The following is a 25,091-nucleotide window of genomic DNA, read 5'->3' as shown; positions in this document are numbered from 1 at the left end:
GCGTGGGATACGCAGATCTGGTCTTCACGGGTGGCGTGCGCGGAGGGCGGGTGTTCCTCGCCGATGCCGCGCGCACCACGGCGCACGCGGTCGCCGTGACGGACGGGTTCATCAGCGCGGTGGGGCACGACGTCGCGGCGCTGATCGGGCCGGAGACCGAGGTGATCGACCTCGCCGGCGGACTGCTGGTGCCCGGTTTCCAGGACGCGCACGTGCACCCGGTGTGGGGCGGGTTGGACATGCTCCGCTGCGATCTGTCCGCTCTGGCCACCCGCGAGGAGTACCTCGACCGGATCGCCCGGTATGCGGCCGCGCACCCGGACGACGAGTGGATCCTCGGGGGCGGATGGCAGATGTCGGCGTTCCCCGGAGGCACACCGACGGCAGAGGACCTCGACTCCGTCGTGCCCGATCGCCCGGCGTTCCTGCCGAACCGTGACGGACACGGTGCCTGGGTCAACTCCCGTGCGCTCGCGCTCGCCGGCATCACCCGCGAGACGGCCGACCCCGCGGACGGGCGGATCGAGCGCGATGCGACTGGTGCCCCCAGCGGCACGCTGCACGAGGGCGCGATGGGCCTGGTCAACCGGCTCCTGCCGACCGAGGCGCCCGAGCGACTCGTCGAGGCGCTCCTGCAGGGGCAGCGCCACCTGCACTCCTACGGGGTGACGGCCTGGCAGGACGCGATCGTCGGCACCGAGTACGGCGATGCGGGCGATCCGCTCCCGGCCTATCGGACCGCCGCCGCATCCGGGGCGCTCACCGGTCGCGTCGTCGGCTCCCTGTGGTGGGATCGATCACGGGGCCTGGAACAGATCGACGACATCGTGCGCCGTCGGGACGAGAGCACGGTCGGCCGCTTCCGGGCGCGCAGCGTGAAGATCATGCAGGACGGCGTCGCCGAGAACTTCACGGCCGCGATGCTGGAACCGTACTGCGACGGCCACGGGCACCCGCGCGAGGATTCGGGGATCTCCTTCGTCGAACCGGAGCTGCTCAAAGAAGCCGCGACCCGGCTCGACGCCCTCGGCTTCACGCTGCACTTCCACGCGATCGGCGACCGCGCCGTGCGCGAGTGCCTCGATGCGGTCGAGGCTGCCCTCGTGCAGAACGGTCCGCGCGGCAACCGACACCACATCTCCCACATCCAGGTCGTGCACCCCGACGACATCCCACGGTTCCGGGCCCTCGACGTCACCGCCAACATGCAGATGCTGTGGGCGACGCTCGAGCCGCAGATGGTCGACCTCACCATCCCGTTCCTCGGAGCGCAGCGCAGCGCGTGGCAGTACCCGTTCGGCGACCTGGTGCGTTCCGGTGCCGCGCTCGCGGCGGGCAGCGACTGGTCGGTCAGCACGCCGAACCCGATGGCGGCGATCCACGTGGCCGTCAACCGCCGTTCCGCGCCGACCGAGTGGGAGGGCGACTACGAACCGTTCCTCCCGGAGCAGGCGATCGACCTCGCCACGGCCCTCGTCGCCTACACGGCGGGATCGGCGCGGGTGAACCACCTCGACGACACCGGGACGATCGCGGTGGGGATGCGGGCCGACCTCGCCCTGCTCGACCGGGATCCGTTCGAGCATCCGGCGGAGGAGATCGGTCTGACCGAGGTGCGCGGCACCTGGGTCGAGGGAGTGCGGGTGTTCGACTCCGCGGGCGACTGAATGACACCACACCGACAATTACGCCGAGGGAAATCGGGGGGAGTAGCTCAGGGCCCCTCGGTCGCTAACCGCCCCCAGACCTGGTGCGTTGCGATCTCGTCGGCGGCCGCCGGACGCACAACTATCTGCGTGCGAAAGGTGGGGCCGGCGTAGACCTCGGGAAGCCACCAGTCGAACACATCGACGTGAGAGCGGAGTTTGCCGCCTAATCGTATATCGGTCGCTCTTCGCGATGTGGCGCGGGTTTCGCTGGTCCGTCCCCCGAATGGTGGACAGACAGGTTCTGCTGGAGTGCGGGATGCTTGTGCGCGCGGCGGGTCGAGTGAGGGAGAAACACAGTGAGATATCGAACAAAGGTTTCGGCTGGGGCGGTGGTGGCCTCCCTGGCTCTGATCTGTACGTGGGTGGGTCCGGCATATGCGTCCGAGGATGTTGACACGGTTTCGGTGGCAGACGTTGAGCGGGCTCTTGCCGGAGTGAGGGCAGGTTTGGTTGAGGATGCGGCGGCGTCTTCGCGTACAGATGATGCGGTGGCGGTGCTCGATGTCGGGGGAAGCACGGCTACCGTGCCGCGGGATGCGTCCGAGGGAGTGAAGCTCGCCGTCGGGGATGCTGTGGTGGGCATCAGCCTTCCTGCGGCGGAAGGGGGTGAAGCGGGCGTCTCATTGGAATCGGGGGCTGTCGCATACCCCTCGGATAACGGTGTGGCTAACACGGTCGTGCCATTTTCAGATGGTGTGCAGATGCTCACCACGATCGCTTCATCGAAAGCTCCCGAGCGCTTCGCCTACGGAATCGACGTTCCTGTCGGCGGTTCGGTGATGTTGGTCGAGGACGGATCAGCGGTGGTTGCGGATCGAGATGGCATCACGGTGCTCACAACGAATGTGCCATGGGCGGTCGATGCGAACGGCGCTGCAGTTCCGACTCGATACGAAGTTGATGGCACTCAGCTCGTGCAGGTCGTTGAACACACTGCCCGCGATGTGGCCTATCCGGTCGTCGCCGATCCGACCTATTGGTGGGGAGGGAAAACGTGGATCCCCGCGAACAAGGTCTCGATCAGTCAAACTGCGTCCATCCTGTACGCACTGATTCCAGGATTTGTTGGCCCGGTAGCTCTCTACAACGTGGGGCTGGGGCTTTGCAACCAGGCCGGTAAGGGCATCTGGGTGTACTGGACCTGGGCGGGTGACATCTGGTGTACAGGACCGTAAGGAGATAAGGAGCTTCAACCATGGTCTCTCTCAATGAACTTGGCCCTATGGCGAAACGGAAGCGCAGTCTTCTCATCATCAGCTGCGTGGCGCCTGTCCTCGCGCTGGTCGCAGCTATCGTTTTCTGGAATGACCCTCCAATGCTGAGCGCGATCGCTGCAGCGATCTTGCTGCTCATGATGACGGCGCTCTATCTTGTAGAAAGAAGATTCTCCAGAGCCCTTATCGCGGCTCTGAGGCGTCAACAAACATGAAGTGACGAACGAGAAGGGGTGAGAGCGGCTGCGCTCACCCCTCCGCTGTTCCGGACTAGCGGCTAGTGCCCTCGTTGAGGTTCGCGTGGGTCGTAGCGAGGGCTGTAGTCGGGCTCGTAGTACGAGGGTCGAAGGTCGTCATCTGAAAACCCGTGTTCTCGCGTCAGCCTGCGGCGGCCTCGTCGGCCACGGAGAGCGCTTCGTCGAGCACGGTGAGTCCGCGCACCAGGTCTTCTTCGCTGATCACCAGCGGCGGGGCCACGTGCATGCGGTTGAAATGCGTGAACGGCCAGACACCGGCCTTCTTGGCGGCAGCGGCGAAGGCGCCCATCGGAGCGGCATCCGCGCCGGAGGCGTTGAACGGCACGAGGGGCTCGCGCGTCTCCTGGTCACGGACCAGCTCGACCGCCCAGAACAGTCCGAGACCGCGCACATCCCCGACGCTCGGGTGCTTCTCGGCCCAGGAGCGCACAGTCGGACCGACCACGCGTTCGCCGAGGTCGCGCACGCGCTCGAGGATGCCGTCGCGACGGAACACCTCGAACGTCGCGACGCCCGCCGCACAGGCCAACGGGTGCCCCGAGTAGGTCAGCCCGCCGGCGAAGGGCATCGTGTCGAAGGCGCTGGCGATGCGGTCGGAGATCACCACGCCGCCGAGGGGCACGTAGCCCGAGTTCACGCCCTTCGCGAAGGTGATCAGGTCGGGGCTGGCGTCGAACGCGTCGATGCCGAACCATTCGCCCAGTCGCCCGAATCCCACCATGACCTCGTCGGCGATGTAGACGATGCCGTAGCGGTCGCACAGCTCGCGCACGCCCTGCAGATATCCGGGCGGCGGCACCAGCACGCCGTTGGTGCCGACGACCGTCTCGATGATGATCGCCGCGATCGTCTGCGGTCCCTCGAGCTGGATCGTCTGCTCGAGATGCGCGAGTGCTCGTTCGGGCTCCTGCTCCGGGGTCTCGGCGTGGAACGGCGAGCGGTACAGGTACGGTCCGAAGAAGCGCACGGCGCCGGAGTCGACGGTGTCGTTCGCCCAACGCCGCGGGTCGCCGGTGAGCGAGATCGCGGTCGATGTGGAGCCGTGGTAGCTGCGGTACATCGACAGCACCTTGCGACGGCCGGTGAACTGGCGGGCCATGCGCACCGCATACTCGTTGGCCTCGGCGCCGCCGTTGGTGAAGAACACCTTCTCAAGACCTTCCGGCGCGACCTCGGCGATCAGACGCGCGAGTTCCCCGCGCACGTCGTTGGCGATCGCGGGCTGGATCGTCGCGAGACGCCCGGCCTGCTGTTGGATCGCCGCGACCAAGTCGGGATGCTGGTGCCCCAGGTTCAGGTTCACGAGCTGGCTCGAGAAGTCGAGGTACGCGTTGCCCTGGTAGTCCCAGAACGTCGAGCCCTCGCCCGCGGCGACGGGAAGCGGATCGATCAGGCCCTGCGCGCTCCAGGAGTGGAACACGTGGCCGCGGTCGTCCGCACGCACCTGCGCTTCGGCCTCGGGCGCGGGGAGCGGGTGCGAGACGCCGTGGCGGTCGGTGAAGTTCGTCATCGTGGTCGCTCCTCGTCAGTGGTTGCTCGGGAAGCCCAGGTCGACCTGGGAGGGCGTGTGGTCGGGCCACCGGGTGGTGACGACCTTGGAGCGTGTGTAGAAGTGCACCGACTCGGGACCGTAGATGTGGGAGTCTCCGAACAGCGAGTCCTTCCATCCGCCGAACGAGTAGGCGCCGATCGGCACCGGGATCGGCACGTTGACGCCGACCATCCCGACCTCGATGTCGAACTCGTACTGCCGGGCCGTGCCGCCGTCGCGCGTGAAGATCGCGGTGCCGTTGCCGTAGGCGTTGGCGTTGACCAGCTCGACCGCCTCGGCGTAGGTCTCGACGCGCACGACCGACAGCACCGGGCCGAAGATCTCGTCGTCGTAGACCTTCATCCCCGGGGCGACCTCGTCGATCAGGCTGACGCCCAGGAAGAAGCCCTCGGAGTCGAACTGCTTCTGCGTGCCGTCGACGACGATCTTCGCGCCCTCGCCCTCAGCCCCCGTCACGTACGAGGCGACCTTGTCGCGGTGCTCGCGGGTGATGAGCGGACCCATCTCGCTCGCGGCATCCGTGCCGGCACCGATCGTGAGGCCGCCGATGCGGTCGGCGATCGCGGTGACGAGGTCGTCGGCGATGTCGCCGACGGCGACCAGCACCGAGACGGCCATGCAACGCTCGCCGGCGGAGCCGTAGGCGGCGGAGACAGCAGCGTCGGCAGCCGCATCGATGTCGGCATCGGGCATCACCACCATGTGGTTCTTCGCGCCGCCGAGCGCCTGCACCCGCTTGCCGGCGGCGGAGGCGCGCTGGTAGATCGAGCGGGCGATCGGGGTCGAGCCGACGAAGCTCACGGCGTTCACCCGCGGCGACTCCAGGATCGTGTCGACGGCCTCCTTGTCGCCGTGGACCACGTTGAGCACGCCGTCGGGCAGCCCGGCCTCGGCGAAGAGCTTCGCGAGCCACACGGAAGCCGACGGATCCTTCTCGCTCGGCTTGAGCACGACCGTGTTGCCGCAGGCGATCGCCGAGGCGACCATCCACAACGGCACCATGACCGGGAAGTTGAACGGGGTGATCGCCGCGACGACGCCGACCGGCTGCTTGACCGAGTGCACGTCGACACCGCGTGACACCTGCTCGCTGCGTTCACCCTTGAGCAGATGCACGAGTCCCGCCGCGAACTCGACGTTCTCGATGCCGCGCGACACCTCGCCGGCAGCGTCCGAGAGCACCTTGCCGTGCTCGGAGGTGACGATCGCGGCGAGTTCGGGTGTGCGCTCCTTGAGCAGCTGCCGCAAGCGGAAGAAGACGTCGGCGCGCTTGATCAGGCTCGTCTCGCGCCAGGCGGGGAGCGCGGCCGCCGCCGCGGCGATGGCGGAGTCGACCTCGGCGGTCGAGGCGAATGCGACCTGCTTCGACACCTGGCCGGTGGCGGGGTCGAAGACCTGGCCGGTGCGGGCCGCTTCTGCGGCCTCCACTCCGTTGATGACGTGACGGACGATGTCCACGATGTTCCTCCGAGGCTGAAGAATACGGATTCGAACACTCTGACTGAACGTTCGATACGCTGATGTTCCTCAATGATCACAGAGCGGAAGAGCGTCGAGTGGTGTCAGAACGTCAGGACTTGAGCCCGCATCGGACAGATCGTCCGAGTCGGGCAGGGGGTGTGCTCACGGTGGCCGACGTTCTCGCCGATCCGGTGCTGCAGGCGGGCGCACCGGACGTGGTCGTGGGCGGCGCCGCTCTCGATGCCGACGTGCGCTGGGTGCATGTCTCCGACAGCGCAGGAGTCGCCCGACTGCTCGACGGCGGCGAGCTGCTGCTCAGCACCGGGGCGGGATGGCCGACGGCTCCGGACGAGCTGCGCGACTTCGCGAGAGCCCTGCACCGTGCGGGGATCGCGGGCATCGTCGTGGAGCTCGGGTCCGGCCAATCGCAGATCCCCGATGCCGTGACCGAGGTGTGCCGGGACGTCGGTCTCGCCCTGATCGCCCTGACCAGCGAGATCAAGTTCGTCGCGGTGACGGAGTCGGTGCACAGATCGCTCATCGCCGCTCAGACGGATGCGCTGCACGAACGCCAGCGCCTGCACGAGCTCTTCACTGCGCTGAGCCTGCAGGGCGCTCCGGCCGACGTCGTCGTCGCCGAGACCGCGAGAGCGCTCGGCGCGCCCGTCGTGTTGGAGAACCTCGCGCACGAGGTGATCGCGCTCGAGACCCTGCGGATGCCGGTCGCGCAGGCGCTCGGACAGCTCGACGCGGCCGATCGCATCCCGGTGCAGGCGCGGGGGGTGCGGTGGGGAACCCTGCTCGCCCTTCCGGGCCCCGTGCACCCGGCGGGCCGGCACACGGTGCTCGAACAGGGGGCGACGGCACTGGCCTTCGGCTGCCTGGCGGACGGGGGCGACACCGAGTGGTCGCTGCTCGCGCAGCGGGGCATCATCGACGATCTGCTCGGCGCGCGGTTCGCGAACCCGGCCGACATCGCCGCCCGTCTGGCTTCGGGCGGGTTCGCTCTTTCGGGTCGGCATTGCCACGGCATCGTCGCCCGCGGGGCGGAGTCGGCGGCCGAGCTCGCCTACCGGGCTCGGCAGGCCGGGGCCGCCGTGGTCGCCGCACGCGTGGGAGAGGACGACGTCGCCCTGCTGTCGCTCCCTGAGTCCGCCCCGCTCACCGATGCTCTCGCCGTGCGCATCGCGGGGCCCGCGCGCACGGTCTTCGTCGGCCCTCCCGCCGAAGATGTCCTGGGGCTGCTCGCTTCGTTGCGCGCGGCGAGAGACCTCGCGGCGAGCGACCGCTCCGAATCCGGCCCGCGCGTGCGACGCGTCGACGACCGTCCGCTGGAACGCTTCGTCGCCTCGCTGCGCGACGATCAGCGGCTGCTCGCACACAGCGAGCGGATGCTCGCCCCGGTCGTGGCGTACGACCGCGAGCGGCGCGGAGACCTGCTCGACGTGCTCGCGGCGCTCGTCACCCACCCCGGGAATCGCTCCGCGGCGGCGGCCGCGAGCCACCTCTCGAGATCCGTCTTCTACCAGCGGCTCACCCTGATCGGTGATCTGCTCGACGTCGACCTCGACGACGGGGAGACGCTCGCCGCGCTCCACCTCGCGCTGCTGGCGAAGCGGAGCGCGGTGCCGGTGGCCTGACCCGTATCCGCCCGATCGGTGCGCGCGAGGGTCAGAGCACCGACTGCGCGCGTGTCAGCACGTCGCGCAGGATCTGCTCGATCTCGCGGAATTCCGAAGGCCCGACGGTGAGCGGCGGCGCGAGCTGGATCACGGGGTCGCCGCGGTCGTCGGCGCGGCAATACAGACCGGCCTCGAACAGGGCGGGGGAGAGGAAGCCGCGCAGCAGCCGCTCGGACTCGTCGTCGTCGAAGGTCTCCTTGGTCGACTTGTCCTTCACGAGCTCGATGCCGAAGAAGTAGCCGTCGCCCCGCACGTCGCCCACCAGCGGCAGGTCGAGCAGCTTCTCGAGCTCGGTGCGGAACAGCGGGGAATTCTCGCGCACGTGCGCGTTCAGCCCCTCCTCGTCGAAGATCGCCAGGTTCTCCAGAGCGACAGCGGCCGACACCGGGTGCCCGCCGAACGTGTAGCCGTGCGGGAAGGACAGATCGCCCTTCGAGAAGGGCTCGTAGATACGGTCGCTGACGATGGTCGCGCCGATGGGGGAGTAGCCGCTCGTCATGCCCTTGGCGCACGTGATCATGTCGGGCACGTAGCCCAGGCCCGTGCACGCGAAGGTGTGACCGAGGCGGCCGAAGGCGCAGATGACCTCGTCCGAGACGAGCAGCACGTCGTGGCGGTCGCAGATCTCGCGGACGCGGGCGAAGTAGCCGGGAGGGGGCGGGAAGCATCCGCCGGAGTTCTGCACCGGCTCGAGGAACACGGCGGCCACGGTGTCAGCGCCTTCGAAGAGGATCATCTCCTCGATGCGGTCGGCCGCCCAGCGTCCGAATGCCTCGAGGTCGTCGGCGGGTCCACCCATCTCGGCCGCGCGGTAGAAGTTGGTGTTGGGCACGCGGAAGCCGCCGGGGGTGACGGGCTCGAACATCGACTTCATCGCCGGGATGCCCGTGATCGCCAGCGCGCCCTGCGGGGTGCCGTGATACGCGACGGCGCGAGAGATCACCTTGTGCTTGGCGGGCTTGCCCTGCAGCTTCCAGTAGTGCTTCGCGAGCTTGAACGCGGTCTCGACCGCCTCGCCGCCCCCGGTGGAGAAGAAGACCTTGTTGAGGTCGCCCGGCGCCTCGTCGGCGAGACGGTCGGCCAGCTCGATCGCTGCCGGGTGCGCATACGACCAGAGGGGGAAGAAAGCCAGCTCGGAGGCCTGCGCCGCCGCGGCCTCGGCCAGCCGACGCCGACCGTGGCCGGCGTTCACGACGAAGAGTCCGGCCAGGCCGTCGAAGTATTCCTTGCCCTTGGCATCCCAGATACGATGCCCGTCTCCCTTGACGATGATGGGCACACCCGACTCCGCCATCGTCGACTGCCGGGTGAAGTGCATCCAGAGATGGTCCTTCGCCATCGTCTGCAGTGCGGACTCGGAAGGGATGGTGCGTGCGGTGCTCATCTGGTCCCCCAGTTGTAGAGCTGCTTCTGCAGCTTGGCGTAGATGAAGGTTTCGGTGGAGAGGACGCCATCGATCGGGCGGATGACGTCGTTGATCAGCGCGAGCAGGTCGTCGTCGTCCTCGCAGACGACCTCGGCGAGGACGTCGAACGAGCCGACCGTGATGACCACGTAGTCGACGGACTCGATCGCGGCGATGGCCTCGGCGACACGGCGCGCGTCGCCGGACACGCGGACGCCGATCATGGCCTGGCGGTGGAAGCCCAGCTGCATCGGGTCGGTGACGGCGACGATCTGCATCACACCCGACTCGGTGAGCCGCTGCACCCTCTGGCGCACCGCGGCTTCGCTCATCCCGACGGTGCGGCCGATCTCCGAATACGAACGACGGCCGTCCTCTTGGAGCAGCTCGACGATCGTCTTCGAGACCGCATCGAGGGAAGGGTGCTTCTTCGCCGGACTCATGGTGCGATCTTCGCACTCCGCAATGCGCTCGGCAACCGATTTCGCAGAATCTGGCGATTCGTCCAGCGGAATCGGCAGGAAATTTAGCTCTCGAGCGGACCCAGCCAGGCGTTCGCCGCCGTCGAATGCGCGGATTCGGGGTCGGAGGGGTGGAACGCCCCGGCCAGCACGTCGCGGTAGAGACGCGAGAGCTCGTTGGCGGAGAAGTACGACCCGCCGCCGGCCACGAGCATCGCCTCGTCGACCACGTGCTTGGCCATCGTGATCGCCCGGTGCTTGACGCCGGAGAGCTGCGGGAACCAGCGCGCGCCGTGATCGACGCCGTCGTCCACATCACGGGCGAGGGAGGCGATCTGCGGCGGCAGAGCGTCGTAGGCGATGGCCATGTCGGCGATGCGCCAGCGGATGTCGGGGTCCTGGCTGTAGGCGAGGCCGGTCTTCTTCGAGTGCCGCTTCTGCGCCGTCGTCACGGCGAGCTCGAGCGCTCGCCGGGCGATGCCGGTGTAGACGGAGGCGAGCAGGATCTCGAACACCGAGAAGATGCCGAACACGATCGGATCGGGGCTGGGCCCGGGGTCGATGCGCCGCACCACGTGCGCGGCATCGGCCACGGCGCCGTTCAGCCGGGTGGTGCGGCTCTGCGTGCCCCGCATGCCGAGGGTGTCCCAGTCGTCGGACGTCGTGACGGCGTGCGTCCGCTCCACGAAGGCGAACACGAGCTTCGGCCCATCGGGGCTGGTGGTGTCGAGGCCGTGCAGCCCCAGCCGCGTCCAGACCGGAGCGAGGGAGGTGAAGATCTTGGTCCCGGTGAACGCGTAGCCGCCGTCGCCGTCGGGCACGGCCGCGGTGTCGCTGCCGAACAGCACCAGGTCGTTGCCGCCCTCGCTGATGCCGAAGGCGAAGACCTCGCCTGCCGCAGCGCCGTCCTGCACGAACTCGAGGCCGGGGACGCCTCTGTCGGAGAAGACCTTCGCCACGCCGGTCCACACGAGATGCATGTTGATGGCCAGCGCCGTCGCCGGCGCGGCACCGGCGAGACGCTGCTGCAGGATCGCGGCCTCGGCGAGTCCGAGCCCCGCCCCTCCGCGCTCCTTCGGCACCAGGATCGACAGGTAGCCGGCCGCGCGCAACTCGTCGAGGTCCTGCTGGGGGAAGGTGTTCTCGCGGTCGTGGATCGGTGCGCGCTCGCGGATGCGCTCGAGAAGGTCGTCGGGCAGGAGCGTCGCAGGGTCGAATGTCATGCCAGAGCCTCCAGAAGCTGACGGACGGATTCCTCCGGGCGGTCGCGGTGCAGGGAGTGTCCTGCACCCTCGACGACGGAGAGGGTGATCAGGGGGTTCGCCGCGAGGACCTCGTCGGCGAGTTCTCCCGTGAAGATGCTGTAGACCGCGGGGTCGGCGCCGATCACATGCGTGGGCACGGTCAGACGCGCAGCCTCTGCCCGTACGTCCCAGGGCTGATTCTGGGCACTGGTCTGCTCCACCGCCCACGCGCTCGCACGCAGCACCGCGTCGACCTTGAGCTCCTGATCCTGCGGATGCCAGTGCGGATGCTCCGCCTGCACCACTTCGAGGCGGGTGTCGGCGAATGCGCGCTCCTGGCTCCGTCGCACGATCGCCGCATCGCGCCCGCCCACATGGATCGCGGGGTCGATCAGCACCAGCCGTCGAGTCCATTCCGGGGTCGATGCCGCCGCGACCGTGCTGGATGCGCCGCCGAGCGAATGGCCGATGACCGCGTCCCACGCGCCGCCGCCGTCCGGGAGGGTGGCGGCGAGATCGGCACCGTACGCGGCCACCGAGTAGTCGAGAGCGCGCGGTGCATCGCCGTGACCCCGCAGGTCGACGGCGGTCGCGTGCCATCCCGCTGCGGCGAGAGCGTCTCCGAGACGCCACATCAGTGCTCCTGAGGAACCGAGACCGTGGACGAGGAGGGCGCGACGGGATGCCGACGGGGAGCCCCACGAGATACGGGGCAGGGTGAGCGGGGCGGGCATGGCACCAGCCTACGACCGGTGGTGTTCAGGCGGCCGGGATCACCCGAGCCGCGTCAGGCGAGCGGCACCAGCGGTGGGAGGTCGGCGGCGATCGTCAGCACGCGCTCCGCGGCCGCGTGGCCGGCGGAGAGGCGCGCGGCGAGGTCGGCTCCGTCGAGGGTCGCCGCCAGGAAGCCGGATGCGAACGCATCTCCCGCGCCGACCGGCTCGACGACGTCGACCACGGGAGCGGGCACGAAGATCGGCTCGTCGTCGCCATGGAAGGCGGTGGCGCCGACATCGCCGTCCTTGACGACCAGCAGCGCGCAGTTCGGGAGGAAGGCGCGGATCTCGGCGGGTGTCGCGGTACCCCAGATGCGTTCAGCCTCGTCTCGGCCGACGAAGGAGATGTCCGCGGTGTCGGCCAGGCGGGCGAGCGTCTCTGCGGCCTCCTCCCTGCTCCACAGCGGACGCCGGTCGTTCACGTCGAACGACACGAGGGCTCCCGCGGTGCGGGCGTCGGAGAAGAGCTGGTCGACCGTCTCGCGGCACGACGCGGACAGCGCGGGGGTGATCCCGGTGGTGTGCACGATCCGCACCCCGTCGAGACGCCGCGCGGTCAGGAACCCCGGCTCCATGCGGGAGGCAGCGGATCCCCGACGGTAGTAGTAGACGGAGGAGGATTCGGCGCCCGGGTCCTTGAACATCACTCCGGTGGGTGCGGCATCGTCGCGCTCGACCCACAACTCCACACCCCGCCGCTCGAGCTCTGAGGCGACCCTGTCGCCGAGCGGGTCGTCGCCCAGGCGCGACGCCCAGGCGACGCGGTGTCCGGAGGAGGCGACGCCGGCGGCCACGTTGGACTCGGCGCCGGCCAGGCCGATCGACGCCTGCGCGGCGTCGGCGAGCGGGGCATCCGTCGGAGTGATCAGCGCCATCGTCTCGCCGATGCAGACGATCTCGGGGGCAGAGGTCGAAGAGATGGGGGAGCTCATGAGGGGGTGACCGCCAAGGGTTCGGTGTCGGGATGCGGACTCGCGTCGCGGTGACGCAGATCGGGGAAGGAACGGACGAAGACGACGGCCACGAGCAGTCCCACCGCGGCGAAGATCGTGGCGGCGAGGTAGGCGCCGCGCCAGTCGCCGACATCGACGAGGAAGCCGGCGACCGCGGATCCGGCGGCGGCGCCGATGAGCTGGCCGGTGCCGGCCCAGCCGAAGGCCTCAGCGGTCTCGCTGAACTTCACGCTGGCCGAGGTGATCGCGAAGAGCACGGCGAGAGCCGGAGCGATGCCGATGCCGGCGAGGATCAGGGTGCCGCCGAGCCAGAACACGTTGAGCATGACCATCGTCAGGCCGAGGCCGATCGTGACGATCAGCAGACGGCGCGCCATGGCCCATGGCCCGATGGGGATGTGACCGAAGGCCAGACCGCCGGCGAGGCTTCCCGCCGAGAATACGGCGAGCACGAGACCGGCCGCGAGGCTTCCGTGCTCGAACGTCGCGACGACTCCCACCTCCACAGCCGCACAGGCTCCGATCAGGAGGAAACCGATCACGGTCGCCAGCAGTACAGGCGGCTTGAGTACGACCTTGCCCAGAGCGTTGCGGCTCCGGGGGATGCGGACCCGTCCGACCTCGGGGGAGAGGATGAACCAGGCGCCGCCGCCGACGAGGATGATCGCCACCAGCAGCAGGCCCTCCGGCGTGCCGATCTGGGTCGAGACGAGCGTGATCACGACGGGGGCCAGCACCCAGATGATCTCCTGCAGCGAGGCGTCGAGGGAGAACAGCGGCGTGAGGTTCGAGGAGTTGACGAGCTTCGGGTAGATGGTGCGCACCGCGGCCTGGACGGGCGGGGTGGAGAGTCCGGCGACCATGCCGAGAGCCATGTAGCCCGGTACCTCGAGCGGCAGCAGTGCGAGGCACAGCACCGCCACGACGCACACCGACAGTGTGAGCGTGAGCACGCGTCGCATGCCCCAGACGCCCATCCAGCGGCTGGTGATGGGACCGGCGATCGCCTGGCCCACACTGGTCGCGGCGAGGACCAGGCCTGCCGATCCGTACGACCCGGTCTGCTGCTCGACGTGCAGCAGGATCGCCAGCGACATCATTCCATTGGGGAAGCGCGCGGTCAGCTGAGCAGCGATCATGCGCGCCACTCCCGGCGTGCGAAGAAGATCCCGATATCCCGCCACCAGACCACGGTACCGGGCCGCGGGGTCGGCCGCGGAAGAGGTCGATCCGCGACACGCCCGCGACACGCCGAAGGACGATTTCCACAGGAATCCGAATGTCCGCGGGGCGTCGTATCGTCCCCCCTGTGGATGGATCGCTCACAGCGGCTTCCCAGCCGCGATTTCACGCGGTTCGAGTGCCTCCGGACGAGGGCTCAGCCTGTGGAAGAAACGGTGGAGAACCTGTGTTGTATCTGTAGAGAACGGTGGATAACTACACGGATGTAACTACTACCCCTTGTGGTCGCCCCCAATGTCGGTCCCCATATGTAGTATTGAAGTCCCGGCAGGGGGTCTACCGGGAAACAGCCTGATGAGAAGCAGGCCAGAGATTTGAGGGGTTACGAAAAAGATGTCGATCACGGTCTACACAAAGCCTTCCTGCGTTCAGTGCAACGCCACCTACCGTGCCCTCGATGCCAAGGGCATCGAGTACGAGATCCTCGACCTGTCGGAAGACCCGACGGCACTCGAGCAGGTCAAGGCGCTCGGCTACATGCAGGCACCCGTCGTCGTCACCGACGAGGGTCACTGGTCGGGTTTCCGTCCCGACAAGATCGACGAACTCGCCTCCCGTCTGGCGTGACGCCGCATGAGCGCCGTCGCGACCGCAGCGCCGCTCCTGATCTACTTCTCGAGCGTCTCGGGTAACACCGCGCGGTTCATCGAGAAGCTCGGACTCCCGTCCCGACGCATCCCCCTCCACCGACACGAAGAAGACCTCGTCATCGACGAGCCCTTCGTGCTGGTCACCCCCACCTACGGCGGGGGAGCGGGACGCGGCGTCGAGAAAGGCGCAGTTCCGAAACAGGTGATCCGGTTCCTCAACGATGAGCGCAACCGGCGCCACATCCGCGGCGTGATCTCCGCGGGCAACACCAACTTCGGCGACGCCTTCTGCCTCGCCGGTGACATCATCAGCCGCAAGTGCAACGTGCCTCACTTGTATCGGCTCGAGATCTTCGGCACACAAGACGATGTGGATCGCGTGAGCGACGGATTGGAACGACGGTGGCAGCTTCAGTGACCGAGACAGTGGCATTCAAGGCGAACCCCTCTTACGAGGGTCTCGACTATCACGCCCTCAACGCGATGCTCAACCTGTACGACGCGAACGGGAAGATCCAGTTCGACGCCGACAAGCGCGCCGCGCGGGAGTACTTCCTGCAGCACGTGAACCAGAACACGGTGTTCTTCCACTCGCTCAAGGAGCGTCTGGACTACCTCGTGGAGAAGGAGTACTACGAAGGCGCCGTCATCGAGAAGTACTCGATGGAGTTCATCCAGAAGCTCAACGACCTCGCCTACGGCAAGAAGTTCCGTTTCGAGACGTTCCTCGGCGCGTTCAAGTACTACACGAGCTACACGCTGAAGACGTTCGACGGCAAGCGCTACCTCGAGCGCTTCGAGGACCGCGTCGTGATGACCGCCCTCGGCCTCGCCGACGGCGATGAGAAGCTCGCGGTCGCGCTCGTCGAAGAGATCATCTCCGGTCGCTTCCAGCCGGCCACCCCGACATTCCTCAACGCCGGCAAGGCGCAGCGCGGCGAACTCGTCAGCTGCTTCCTGCTGCGCATCGAAGACAACATGGAGTCGATCGCCCGCGGCATCAACTCGGCTCTGCAGCTCTCCAAGCGCGGCGGCGGCGTCGCCCTGCTGCTGTCGAACATCCGCGAGTCGGGTGCGCCGATCAAGCAGATCGAGAACCAGTCCTCCGGCATCATCCCCGTGATGAAGCTCCTCGAAGACAGCTTCAGCTACGCCAACCAGCTCGGTGCGCGTCAGGGCGCCGGTGCGGTGTACCTCAACGCCCACCACCCCGACATCATGCGCTTCCTCGACACCAAGCGCGAGAACGCCGATGAGAAGATCCGCATCAAGACGCTGTCGCTGGGCGTCGTGGTTCCGGACATCACGTTCGAACTCGCCAAGAACGACGAGGACATGTACCTGTTCTCGCCGTACGACGTCGAGAAGGTCTACGGCGTTCCGTTCGGCGACATCTCGGTCACCGAGAAGTACCGCGAGATGGTCGACGACCCGCGCATCAAGAAGACCAAGATCAACGCGCGCGAGTTCTTCCAGACCGTCGCCGAGATCCAGTTCGAGTCCGGCTACCCGTACGTCATGTTCGAAGACACGGTGAACAAGGCCAACCCGATCAAGGGTCGGATCAACATGTCCAACCTCTGCAGCGAGATCCTGCAGGTGAACACGCCGACCACGTACAACGACGACCTGTCGTACGACAACATCGGCAAGGACATCTCCTGCAACCTCGGCTCGATGAACATCGCGCTGTCGATGGATGCCGACGACCTGGGGCAGACCGTCGAGACGGCGATCCGCGCCCTCACCGCGGTGAGCGACCAGAGCCACATCGGCTCGGTGCGGTCGATCGAGGACGGCAACGACCGCTCGCACGCGATCGGCCTCGGCCAGATGAACCTGCACGGATACCTTGCCCGCGAGCATGTGTACTACGGCTCCGAAGAGGGCATCGACTTCACGAACATCTACTTCTACACGGTGCTGTTCCACGCCCTGCGGGCGTCCAACAACCTCGCGATCGAGCGGGGCACGACGTTCGACGGGTTCGAGGACTCGAAGTATGCGTCGGGGGAGTTCTTCGACAAGTACATCGACCAGGCGTGGGTTCCCGCGACCGAGAAGGTCAAGGAGCTCTTCGCCGGCAAGCACATCCCGACCCAGGACGACTGGGCCGAGCTGAAGGCGTCGATCCAGAAGCACGGCATCTACAACCAGAACCTGCAGGCCGTCCCGCCGACCGGGTCGATCTCGTACATCAACAACTCCACGTCGTCGATCCACCCGATCGCGTCGAAGATCGAGATCCGCAAGGAAGGCAAGCTCGGTCGCGTCTACTACCCGGCGGCGTTCATGACGAACGACAACCTGGAGTACTACCAGGACGCGTACGAGATCGGCTACGAGAAGGTCATCGACACCTATGCGGCCGCCACGCAGCACGTCGACCAGGGTCTGTCTCTGACCCTGTTCTTCAAGGACACCGCCACCACGCGTGACATCAACAAGGCGCAGATCTACGCATGGCGCAAGGGCATCAAGACGATCTACTACATCCGTCTGCGTCAGCTGGCGCTCGAGGGCACCGACATGGCCGAGTGCGTCTCGTGCATGCTCTGACCTGACAACCTGTCGACCCGAGAACGCGGCTGAAACCCGAGAAACGACGAAGAAATGACTCCTGAAAGACTCAAGCTGGTCTCCAGCGTGCAGGCGATCAACTGGAACCGCATCCAGGACGACAAGGACCTCGAGGTCTGGAACCGTCTGGTGAACAACTTCTGGCTGCCCGAGAAGGTGCCGCTGTCGAACGACGTGCAGTCGTGGAACACGCTCACCCCCGACGAGCAGCTGCTCACCATGCGGGTGTTCACCGGTCTCACGTTGCTCGACACGATCCAGGGCACCGTGGGCGCGGTGTCGCTGATCCCCGACGCGATCACCCCTCACGAAGAGGCCGTGTACACGAACATCGCGTTCATGGAGTCGGTGCACGCGAAGAGCTACTCCTCGATCTTCTCGACCCTCGCGTCGACGAAGGAGATCGACGAGGCGTTCCGCTGGTCCACCGAGAACCCGAACCTTCAGAAGAAGGCTCAGATCATCATGGACTACTACCAGGGCGACGACCCGCTCAAGCGCAAGGTGGCCTCCACCCTTCTGGAGTCGTTCCTCTTCTACTCGGGCTTCTACCTGCCGATCTATTGGTCCTCGAAGGCGAAGCTGACGAACACGGCCGACCTGATCCGCCTCATCATCCGCGACGAGGCCGTGCACGGGTACTACATCGGCTACAAGTTCCAGAAGGGCCTCGAGAACGAGACCCAGGAGCGCCGCGATGAGCTCAAGGACTACACGTTCTCGCTCATGTACGAGCTCTACGACAACGAGGTGCAGTACACGCAGGACCTCTACGACGGTGTCGGTCTGACCGAAGACGTGAAGAAGTTCCTGCACTACAACGCCAACAAGGCCCTCATGAACCTGGGCTACGAGGCGATGTTCCCCTCCAGCGTCACGAACGTGAACCCGGCGATCCTGTCGGCACTCTCGCCGAACGCCGACGAGAACCACGACTTCTTCTCGGGGTCGGGCTCGTCGTACGTCATCGGCAAGGCCGAGGCCACCGAAGACGACGACTGGGACTTCTGAGAAGTCTTGGAGACTCTCTGAACTTCGTGCACCAGCGAAGGTCTACCGGGTGGAAGAGCCGCGGAATCACTCGATTCCGCGGCTCTTCTCGTGGGCCAAGCGGGCTCGTCGCTCCTCCTCGCGCTTCGAGTACGTGGCGGCGCGGATCGCATCGTCGGATTCCAACCCCGTCCCCAAAGCTCCGCCGAGTGTCGCGGCCGACGCGACGAACCAGGTGAGCACGAACAGATCCTCGACGCCGACGGCACGGCCGAGGGCATCGCTCATCACCGTCGTGTCGAGGACGAACAGCGCCCAGGCCAGGTTCACGACGTACAACGCCAGATAGCAGATGATGATGCCGATGGTCAGAGTCAGCAGCGTCGAAGTGTTGTAGAGACGGGATCTCTCTCGCGCCTGTGGCGAGTCGTTGTCGGGGCGGTCCCAGAGCCTGCCGTCGATCACGATCCAGGCGATGATGATCGTGATGGAGGCCAGCGTCGCCGCAGTCAGTCGCCAGCCGGACAGCGAGATGGCGAGCGACCACACCGTGGGCTCGATGGTCGCCACCGCCCCGGTAGCCAGGGCCGCCACCAGGGCGGACTTGAGCCCAGCGGCGAGCAGCCACGGACGGTTCGCCAACACCATGCCCAGAAGTACGCGTCCCCGGGCGCTGATGCGGGGAAGCGGCAGACGCTGTTCCCGGGGCGAGGCGGGTTCCGCCATGCCGCTGACGAGTCCTCGCACCGCGTGGCGGGCGCGGGCCTGCACGCGGTAGCCGCCCAGAGCGGGCAGTGACAGCACCGCGGACTGGCGTCGCGGATCGATCGCCGCCAGCAGGTAACGGCCGTCGTCATCACGAAGAGGAAGCTCGGTGACGCCGACGACGAGGTCCCACCGGTTCTGCTCGGCGTGCGCGCGAAGGCGTTCGAGGGCGGTGTCCACGTCTTCAGAACCGACGGTGAACGGCTCGCTCACGAGTTCGACGATCCAGCCCCCGGCCTCAGACGAGACCGGGGGTGTGAGGTCGGTCATCCGACGCGCGACGGCCGTGGGCGAAGCCGGGTCAGCCACGAGACCCACTCGGATCGGCTCCATCTCCGCAACCTACACCCGCCTCGAGACGACCGCATCGGCAACTGCGGCTCCTGAGGTGATCGGCGTCTGTCATGGGCCACCCATAGAATTCGGGAATGCGCACGCACAGAAGCCGCCTTGCAGAGCCATGCCCCTGACGCGCGAGATGCTCCTCCACGAGATGGAGGCGACCCTCGACCGCATCGGTGTCGGCATGAACGACTGGCCCGAGCGGGTCGACGTCGCGACGCTGTCACCACGTGGTCAGCTCGTGGCGCTGCTGCTCGTCATGGACGTGAGCCCCAGACGTGTGAACGGCTGGCGATTCCGGTCCGCTGAAGACGACATCGTGCGCTTCCTGCCGCGGAAGACCCTGCCCTGGGACTCCGACACGGCCGTGTTCGCGCTGCAGGCCGCATTGAAGGTCGATTGCATGAATTACATCTGCGGACCGGCTCTGCGGGGCGCGGAGAAGGCGATGGCTGACGGTTACGTCGATACCGCCTTGTACGAGGCACTCGACGCCTGCGCGATCCACCTTGCCGGCCTGATGCACGGGCGGATCGCGACCCGTTGGAACGTCGACAAAGACCTCAAGACGGCCAACCGGCTGCTGGCCTCTTTCCTCCCACCCGGAGTCCTCGACCTGACGGCCGTCCACGACGGTGACGAGTGGGCGGAGCGAGCCCGGCAGCTGGCCCGCGCGCACCCGGTCGACGATGTCGAGCCCCTGATCCGCCACCTCGCGGTGCTCGGTCACAAGACCCCGTCCCAGACCTGGCAGCGACAGCTGCAGGAGGTGCTGCGTCCCGACGCTGCTCGCGCTCTCGTCGGGGAATGGGTTCGTGCGGCACGGGAGACGGAAGTCGCCGAAGACGGTCATCTCTACGCGCCCTCTAACGAAGACCTGGTGCGGGCCGCCGTCATCGCCGCAAGCTCGATGGACGTGACCGAGGTGCCCGCAGCGGTGCTGGGTGCCCTGGTGCGGCAGGGCGCCGAGACCCGCCCTCCTTCCACGGAGTCTCTGGCGCTCCGTGTGGCCAGCGCTGCCGTCGACACGCTCGCGCAGCGCTCCGCCGACGGCGACCTGGCCGAACTGGAGGCCCTTCTCGACGACATCTCCCGCCGCGACCTTCTGAAGCGGATCGGTGCCGCACTGGGGCCGGAGGCCGTTGCGCGCGCGGGGAAGCGCGACGCCGAGCTCAAGAAGGAGAAGGCCGCCGCCGTGCGGGCGAAGGCGAGTCCCATCCCGAAGCTCCTGCGCGGAGAGGTCGACCGCATGCTGGAAGAGCACGTGAACGGCACTATGCGCGAGCTGGGCTTCCGTAAATCGGGCCGCACCTGGCGCCGGTGGGTGGATGCACGCGTGGAGGTCGTCGATTTCTACTCCAGCGACCTGTACATGAGCGTGCAGTACGGGGTGCTGTTCGAAGGGCTGCATCCCGAAGGCGGCCCGGCGACGCAGCGGGACCCGAAGCGGGTGAAGCCCTTCGAGCTCGACCTGCTCGTGTCCGACACCGGATGGTTCGCTGACGACGACGTGCTCGACCTGCTCGCCGAGCGCGTGCGCACGGAGATCATCCCGTTCCTCCAGCGCTGCGGCGACCGCACCGCGCTCTTCGAGCTGCTGCTGCACGGGGTGGGTCTGCCGCCGGTCGTCGACCGCGGGGATCCGAGGTTCCGCGACACGGACTACTCCGTGTCCTTGCGCAGGAGGCCCGCGCAATCGGGTGTTCTGCTCGGAGCGCTCGCCTGCATCGACGGGGACCGTGCCGCAGCGGAGAGCTGGCTCGGCGCGGCCGACCGGCAGGTCGATCCCCTCAGTCACCATGCCACGAAATCCGAGATCGACTACTGGCGGACGCGCGTCGCCGCCCTCCCTGCGTCGTAGCATCATCTCGATGCCCGAGGAGACCGCCGCCGAAGCGCGCGTGCGTGTGAAGGTGACACGCACGCTCGTGCGCAATCCCCTCGTCGTGGGCGCCGTGCTGCTTCTCGCGGCCATCGCATTCACGCTGCTGGGCGATGACCTGAGCTTCTTACCGTTCCTGCTCATGCTGGTCGGCGGCTGGTGCTTCGGCTTCGCGTTCGTGAATGCGACGCAGGGAATCGTGCCGGCGCGCAACGGGGCGGTGCTGCATCTCGGCGTCGCCGTCGTCCTCGGTGCGCTCGTCGCGTTCGTGGTGGAGTTCGGGGGAGACCTGCTCGATCCGTTCCCCGAGGCGGTGCGCGGGATCGCCGTGGTCCTGCAGCTTGCAGCGATACCGGCCACCGGGTGGATCTGGCTCGCACTCATCGGCCGTGTCACCGACTTCTTCGCGCGCCGTGACACGAAGAAGAAGCCGCCGCCGGTGACACCGGACTGGGAACGGGAGGAGAGTGGCGACGGGTCGATCGTGCGATTCCCCGCCATCGAGCTCCGGATGCGTGCGCTCACCCAGGCGATCGTGGCGATCGTCGTGGTCGCCGGACTGTTCGGTGTCGCACTCCTGATCGCACTCGACGACATCGTGATGCGGATGGGGCCTCGGATCGCGATCGTCCTCATGGGAATCGTGGTCGGACTTCCGGTGTACCTCGTGTTCACCGCGATCCTGCGCCGACGCACTGCGCAGTGCACGGTCGCCTTCGGGAACGACGAGCTACGTGTGCAGGTGGACGATGAACTCCACACGATCCCGTTCCGGAACCTCGAGTTCCTGCGCTGGCGGTGCCGCAGCGATTACGCGCGCATCGAGGTGCGCGGCTCCGGTGCCGATCTGTCGTTGTTCGCCGGGCTCGCCACACCGCCGCGAGGCTTCTCCGCCGAACTCCCCGCCCTGCCGCGACGGGTGTATCGACGACTCGAGCTGGCAGGACTCACCGTCGAGAAGGCCCGCCGGGGCGAGGTCATCACGTTCCGCGCGCCGTCGGAGCCGTCGTCGCGCGCACCGGCGCACTGAGCGCATGTCCGTGACCCGTGCCAGGATCCGAGCATGGAGAATCTCCGCCTCCGGATCTGGTCCGAGAACGACCTCGAGCTGCTGCGCGCGGCCAACACCCCGGAGATGACCGCGCATCTCAACGGCCCGGAGACCGAAGACGAGATCGTGGAACGGCACGCCCGCTACCTGCGTCTGGTCGCCTCCGGTGAGGCGCGGATGTTCGTCATCGAAGACGGTGAGGGACGCTCTCTCGGATCGATCGGCCATTGGCACGTCGTCTGGCGGGAAGAGCCTGCGCTCGAGACGGGATGGTTCGTTCGGCCTGAGGCGCAGGGGCACGGTGTGGCGTCCGCCGCCCTTGCTCTCCTCATCGACGAAGCCCGTGCGCATCGCGAGGGCCGACGTTTCCTGACCGCATTTCCCGGGGTCGAGAACCCGGCATCGAACGGGGTGTGTCGACGCAACGGATTCACCCTGGCGGGGAGCTTCACGGAGGAGTTCCGCGGTGCCGAGCTGACCGTGAACGAATGGGCACTCGACCTCACGGAGTGACCGAGATCACTCCGCGGGATACTCCTGGGCCTTGAGCAGTCGGGCCAGGTGTGCGGCGTTCCTCGTCGCCGTCCCGATGGCCGACGCGACCTTCTCGGGTGTCTCATCGAGATCCTTGTAGTCGACGGTGTGCATCGCCTCGCCGTTCCAATAGACCGAGCCCTGTGCGGCGACCGTGTATCCCACGTCGTTCAGTGACTGGAAGAGGATCGCCGCGATGTGGTGCGCGCCGTCTTCATTCCCGACGACGCCCGCGATGGCCACCTTGTCGAACAGGGTGGGGCGGCCGCGGGCGTCCGTCTCGCCGAGCTCCGCATCGAGGCGTTCGAGCACGCGCTGTGCGACGCTCGAATGCTGCCCCATCCACGTGGGGGTGACGAGGACGAGGATGTCGGCGTCCAGCACTCGCCGACGGATCTGGGGCCATTCGTCGTCGCCACCCATGTCCTTCTCGACACCGGGGCTGAGGGAGAGGTCGACGGCGCGGACCACGTCACCGGTGACGCCGTGGTCGGCGAGGCCGTCGAGCAGCTGCGTCGCGAGGAGATCGGAGCTGGAGGGCGCGGGCGACGGCTTGAGTGTGCAGGAGATGGCGACGGCGGTCAGTGGTGTCTTCATGCTCCGAGCAGACCAGACGAGGAAGAACATGCACAGGGGGTTTCCGAGTCCGGGCTATCCTGGTAGACGGCACCGACGACAGGAGATCCCGTGATCCTCAGCTTCCTCTTCTTCATGATCCTCTTCATCGGAGGGATCCTGCTGATGGGCATCTCGTTCGGGCTGCCGGCGTTCCAGGCTCTCGCCTTCTGCGGTGGGCTCCTGCTGGTGACCCTGGCCATGGCCTTCCTCTTCCGCCAGGGCGGCTCGGCCACCCGCCGGTCGAACAACTGGTCGGGCAACGCCACCGAGTGACTCCCCGCGGTCCGCGGGTCGTCAGGCGTGGCGGCTGACCGCCGACGGTCGACGGTTCACCGTCGTCTGGCGAGCCTCGCTTCGAGGTTCGCCCTGACAGCGGGCCACTCCGGCTCGATGATGGAATACTCCACGCTGTCGCGCAACGCGCCGTTGCGGTAGCGGCTCATGGCCCGCATGATGCCGTCCTGCTTGGCGCCGAGCCGCTCGATCGCCGTGCGCGACTGGAAGTTCACCCATTGCGTGGTCAGGCCCACGCGGAAGACTCCCAGCGTCTCGAACGCGTGCCGGAGCAGCAGCAGCTTGGACTCGGCATTCGTGCCCGTGCCGTGTGCCGACGGTCGGTTCCACGTGAAGCCGATGTGCAGCCGGGGAACGTCGGCGACGATGTCGTAGTACGACGTGAGTCCCAGGATGCGACCAGTGGCGTCGAACGTCGTGTAAGGGACCATCTCGCCCTTCTCGACGAGCCCGAGCCGGCGCTCGACCTCCGCGGCGACACCATCGGGTGCGGGTACCGAGGTGTACCAGGCCGTCTTCCACAGGTCGCCCTCCTCCACGGCCTCGATCAGTCCATCGACGTGGGCGCGTTCGAGGGGACGGAGTTCGACGAGTTCGCCGGTCAGGGTGACAGGGGAGGGCGTGACGAGGAAGGGCATGACGATATTCAACCAGCGACGAGGATCGTCTGACGCAGCAGCCGCTGGTAGGCCGTGACGAGCTCGATCGTGACCTCCAGCTCGAAGGCCAAGCTCGCGAGATGCGGACCTCGAACCGCTTCTGCTTCCGCGTAGGCGCGCGGCGTGATGAGCTGCGACGCCGCCCATTCATCCGCCTGGCGCTCCTGCTGGGCGCGGATGGCGGGGGCCGGGGCGGGAACGTGGCCGAGAGCGGCGTGTCCGAGCTCGTGCGCGAGCACGCTGCGAGTGGTGCGGACGCTCATGCCGGGGCTGAGGCGGATCGTGCGAGTCGCGGGGTCGTAGCCCCCGCGCGTTCGACCGGTCCGCTCGACGACGCGAACCCGCTGTTCATCGGCGAGCCGGAGAAGGTGGTGCATGGTCACTCCTCCCGTGCCGATCTCGCGCCGGGAGCGGTGCCCGGCCTATTCGTAGAGGTCGTCGGTGTCGGCGTCGTGGCGGACACCGGATTCGAAGGCGACCTCTCGGGTATCTTCGCGCGGGCCGGCGACATCGGGCGCGCGTCGGATCGGCGTGATGCGCGCGACGGCCTCTCCGTCGGCGCGGAGACGTTCTTCCGCGCGTGCCAGCAGCACGTGGGGTTCGACACCGAGATCGGCGCACACCGCGTAGACGACGGGGACCGGGATCGCACGCTTGCCCGTCACGTAGTTGTCCAGTGCGCTGCGCGCGATCCCGATGGTGCGCGCCATGGCGGCGATGCTGCTGCGCGACGCGGCGATCTCGGCACGCATCTGGCGCCCGACAGCGTCGTTGAAATCCTCGGCAGGTGTCTTCACCCGGCTCACCATAGCAGCGAGACGACGCCAAAA

The 25,091-nt window shown here is 67.3% G+C and carries 25 protein-coding genes; 12 read left to right on the top strand and 13 right to left on the bottom strand.

Features of this window, described 5'->3' with window-relative positions; genetic code table 11:
- The first annotated feature begins 2 nt into the window (after window positions 1–2).
- From GZ64_RS0113825 to GZ64_RS0113810, 3 genes are all read left to right on the top strand, one after another.
- Window positions 3–1,667 (top strand): amidohydrolase, encoded by a 1,665-nt coding sequence (locus tag GZ64_RS0113825; RefSeq protein ID WP_029267145.1) that lies wholly within the window; start codon window positions 3–5, stop codon window positions 1,665–1,667.
- 530 nt (window positions 1,668–2,197) lie between these two features.
- Window positions 2,198–2,884, top strand: a complete 687-nt coding sequence (locus GZ64_RS0113815; RefSeq protein WP_051668065.1) for a hypothetical protein — start codon at window positions 2,198–2,200, stop codon at window positions 2,882–2,884.
- Window positions 2,885–2,904: 20 nt separating this feature from the next.
- Entirely contained in the window at window positions 2,905–3,138 is a 234-nt protein-coding gene (locus GZ64_RS0113810; protein WP_029267141.1) for a hypothetical protein, read from the top strand.
- Window positions 3,139–3,301: 163 nt separating this feature from the next.
- Here GZ64_RS0113810 and GZ64_RS0113805 read toward each other — a convergent pair whose 3' ends face one another.
- Both GZ64_RS0113805 and GZ64_RS0113800 read right to left on the bottom strand, forming a co-directional pair.
- Window positions 3,302–4,690, bottom strand: coding sequence for an aspartate aminotransferase family protein (locus GZ64_RS0113805; RefSeq protein ID WP_029267140.1), 1,389 nt, complete (start codon window positions 4,688–4,690; stop codon window positions 3,302–3,304).
- A 15-nt stretch (window positions 4,691–4,705) separates the two neighbouring features.
- On the bottom strand, window positions 4,706–6,190 hold the full coding sequence (locus GZ64_RS0113800; protein WP_029267138.1) for a CoA-acylating methylmalonate-semialdehyde dehydrogenase: 1,485 nt from the start codon (window positions 6,188–6,190) through the stop codon (window positions 4,706–4,708).
- Between the two features lie 101 nt (window positions 6,191–6,291).
- Between GZ64_RS0113800 and GZ64_RS0113795 the strand changes: the two genes are divergently transcribed.
- Window positions 6,292–7,833 (top strand): PucR family transcriptional regulator, encoded by a 1,542-nt coding sequence (locus tag GZ64_RS0113795; RefSeq protein ID WP_231479905.1) that lies wholly within the window; start codon window positions 6,292–6,294, stop codon window positions 7,831–7,833.
- 31 nt (window positions 7,834–7,864) lie between these two features.
- On the opposite strand, the gene GZ64_RS0113790 is transcribed toward GZ64_RS0113795, so the two are convergent.
- From GZ64_RS0113790 to GZ64_RS0113765, 6 genes are all read right to left on the bottom strand, one after another.
- Window positions 7,865–9,259, bottom strand: a complete 1,395-nt coding sequence (locus GZ64_RS0113790) for an aspartate aminotransferase family protein (protein ID WP_021199962.1) — start codon at window positions 9,257–9,259, stop codon at window positions 7,865–7,867.
- A complete protein-coding gene (locus GZ64_RS0113785) occupies window positions 9,256–9,723 on the bottom strand; it encodes an Lrp/AsnC family transcriptional regulator (protein WP_021199961.1) in 468 nt (155 codons plus the stop codon). The genes GZ64_RS0113790 and GZ64_RS0113785 overlap by 4 nt, the downstream gene beginning before the upstream one ends.
- An 83-nt stretch (window positions 9,724–9,806) precedes the next feature.
- Window positions 9,807–10,964 carry an acyl-CoA dehydrogenase family protein gene (locus GZ64_RS0113780; RefSeq protein WP_021199960.1) on the bottom strand — a complete coding sequence of 386 codons (1,158 nt, stop codon included), beginning with the start codon at window positions 10,962–10,964 and terminating at the stop codon, window positions 9,807–9,809.
- Window positions 10,961–11,719, bottom strand: a complete 759-nt coding sequence (locus GZ64_RS0113775) for an alpha/beta fold hydrolase (RefSeq protein WP_029267134.1) — start codon at window positions 11,717–11,719, stop codon at window positions 10,961–10,963. Before GZ64_RS0113775 ends, GZ64_RS0113780 begins: the two co-directional genes overlap by 4 nt.
- Before the next feature lie 53 nt (window positions 11,720–11,772).
- Window positions 11,773–12,693 carry a sugar kinase gene (locus GZ64_RS0113770; protein WP_029267133.1) on the bottom strand — a complete coding sequence of 307 codons (921 nt, stop codon included), beginning with the start codon at window positions 12,691–12,693 and terminating at the stop codon, window positions 11,773–11,775.
- On the bottom strand, window positions 12,690–13,853 hold the full coding sequence (locus GZ64_RS0113765) for an MFS transporter (protein ID WP_051668061.1): 1,164 nt from the start codon (window positions 13,851–13,853) through the stop codon (window positions 12,690–12,692). The genes GZ64_RS0113770 and GZ64_RS0113765 overlap by 4 nt, the downstream gene beginning before the upstream one ends.
- Before the next feature lie 436 nt (window positions 13,854–14,289).
- Between GZ64_RS0113765 and nrdH the strand changes: the two genes are divergently transcribed.
- Genes nrdH through nrdF form a run of 4 tightly spaced genes read left to right on the top strand, consistent with a single transcriptional unit; the run spans window position 14,290 to window position 18,137 of the window.
- Window positions 14,290–14,523 carry a glutaredoxin-like protein NrdH gene (nrdH, locus tag GZ64_RS0113760; protein WP_017828869.1) on the top strand — a complete coding sequence of 78 codons (234 nt, stop codon included), beginning with the start codon at window positions 14,290–14,292 and terminating at the stop codon, window positions 14,521–14,523.
- A gap of 6 nt (window positions 14,524–14,529) precedes the next feature.
- Window positions 14,530–14,964 carry a class Ib ribonucleoside-diphosphate reductase assembly flavoprotein NrdI gene (nrdI, locus tag GZ64_RS0113755; protein ID WP_021199956.1) on the top strand — a complete coding sequence of 145 codons (435 nt, stop codon included), beginning with the start codon at window positions 14,530–14,532 and terminating at the stop codon, window positions 14,962–14,964.
- On the top strand, window positions 14,961–17,105 hold the full coding sequence (gene nrdE, locus GZ64_RS0113750) for a class 1b ribonucleoside-diphosphate reductase subunit alpha (RefSeq protein ID WP_021199955.1): 2,145 nt from the start codon (window positions 14,961–14,963) through the stop codon (window positions 17,103–17,105). The genes nrdI and nrdE overlap by 4 nt, the downstream gene beginning before the upstream one ends.
- Before the next feature lie 54 nt (window positions 17,106–17,159).
- Complete coding sequence (gene nrdF, locus GZ64_RS0113745; protein WP_017828866.1) at window positions 17,160–18,137, top strand: class 1b ribonucleoside-diphosphate reductase subunit beta; 978 nt, start codon at window positions 17,160–17,162, stop codon at window positions 18,135–18,137.
- Between the two features lie 66 nt (window positions 18,138–18,203).
- Here nrdF and GZ64_RS0113740 read toward each other — a convergent pair whose 3' ends face one another.
- Complete coding sequence (locus GZ64_RS0113740) at window positions 18,204–19,214, bottom strand: hypothetical protein (RefSeq protein ID WP_029267126.1); 1,011 nt, start codon at window positions 19,212–19,214, stop codon at window positions 18,204–18,206.
- A gap of 127 nt (window positions 19,215–19,341) precedes the next feature.
- Here GZ64_RS0113740 and GZ64_RS0113735 point away from each other — a divergent pair, with 127 nt between their 5' ends.
- From GZ64_RS0113735 to GZ64_RS0113725, 3 genes are read left to right on the top strand one after another with little or no spacing between them, the layout of a single operon-like run.
- Window positions 19,342–21,084 (top strand): DUF4304 domain-containing protein, encoded by a 1,743-nt coding sequence (locus GZ64_RS0113735; protein WP_029267125.1) that lies wholly within the window; start codon window positions 19,342–19,344, stop codon window positions 21,082–21,084.
- A gap of 10 nt (window positions 21,085–21,094) precedes the next feature.
- The gene (locus tag GZ64_RS0113730; protein ID WP_029267123.1) at window positions 21,095–22,135 is read left to right on the top strand and encodes a hypothetical protein; all 1,041 of its coding nucleotides are present in this window, start codon (window positions 21,095–21,097) and stop codon (window positions 22,133–22,135) included.
- 33 nt (window positions 22,136–22,168) lie between these two features.
- Window positions 22,169–22,669 (top strand): GNAT family N-acetyltransferase, encoded by a 501-nt coding sequence (locus GZ64_RS0113725; protein WP_029267122.1) that lies wholly within the window; start codon window positions 22,169–22,171, stop codon window positions 22,667–22,669.
- Between the two features lie 6 nt (window positions 22,670–22,675).
- Here the strand turns inward: GZ64_RS0113725 and GZ64_RS0113720 are convergent, their stop codons facing one another.
- Window positions 22,676–23,287, bottom strand: a complete 612-nt coding sequence (locus GZ64_RS0113720; protein WP_029259577.1) for a flavodoxin family protein — start codon at window positions 23,285–23,287, stop codon at window positions 22,676–22,678.
- Between the two features lie 90 nt (window positions 23,288–23,377).
- Between GZ64_RS0113720 and GZ64_RS0113715 the strand changes: the two genes are divergently transcribed.
- The gene (locus GZ64_RS0113715) at window positions 23,378–23,581 is read left to right on the top strand and encodes a hypothetical protein (protein WP_021199948.1); all 204 of its coding nucleotides are present in this window, start codon (window positions 23,378–23,380) and stop codon (window positions 23,579–23,581) included.
- Window positions 23,582–23,637: 56 nt separating this feature from the next.
- Here the strand turns inward: GZ64_RS0113715 and GZ64_RS0113710 are convergent, their stop codons facing one another.
- The 3 genes from GZ64_RS0113710 to GZ64_RS0113700 are packed head-to-tail and all read right to left on the bottom strand — an operon-like array spanning window position 23,638 to window position 25,058.
- Window positions 23,638–24,240, bottom strand: coding sequence for a GNAT family N-acetyltransferase (locus GZ64_RS0113710; RefSeq protein ID WP_029267121.1), 603 nt, complete (start codon window positions 24,238–24,240; stop codon window positions 23,638–23,640).
- Between the two features lie 8 nt (window positions 24,241–24,248).
- Window positions 24,249–24,659: a zinc metallopeptidase gene (locus tag GZ64_RS0113705; RefSeq protein WP_269320248.1), complete on the bottom strand. Its 411-nt coding sequence runs from the start codon at window positions 24,657–24,659 to the stop codon at window positions 24,249–24,251.
- A gap of 24 nt (window positions 24,660–24,683) precedes the next feature.
- Window positions 24,684–25,058, bottom strand: a complete 375-nt coding sequence (locus GZ64_RS0113700; protein ID WP_231479904.1) for a helix-turn-helix domain-containing protein — start codon at window positions 25,056–25,058, stop codon at window positions 24,684–24,686.
- Window positions 25,059–25,091: the final 33 nt, after the last annotated feature.

It is taken from the genome of Microbacterium sp. Cr-K32 (assembly GCF_000708345.1).
Classification (GTDB): Bacteria; Actinomycetota; Actinomycetes; order Actinomycetales; family Microbacteriaceae; genus Microbacterium; species Microbacterium maritypicum_A.
Note: the sequence above shows the minus strand (reverse complement) of the source record. Positions and strands in the feature narration are given on the sequence as shown.